This window comes from Oleiphilus sp. HI0125, assembly GCF_001635355.1.
On the sequence record NZ_LWGF01000434.1, the window covers coordinates 1 to 220 of the forward strand.

Sequence of the window (220 nt, forward strand, 5' to 3'; positions counted from 1 at the left end):
CGCTAATAATACGCGTTGGAATTGCCCGCCTGACAAGTCCATTAATTGCTGCTTCCCGAGATTGGGAACACCTGCCATCTCGAGTGCTTCAACAAGACTCGCCTTACTGTGCTTTTTAGGTAGACTCATAAAACGCTCAACCGTCATCGGTAGCGTTTGATCAATGTGAAGCTTTTGCGGAACGTAACCAATACTTAAGTCAGGTGATCTATTAATCGTG

Annotated in this window: 1 pseudogene; it reads right to left on the reverse strand. The window is 45.5% G+C overall.

Features of this window, described 5'->3' with window-relative positions:
- A pseudogene (gene znuC, locus A3762_RS27165) lies at positions 1–220 on the reverse strand (zinc ABC transporter ATP-binding protein ZnuC); the annotation flags it as partial.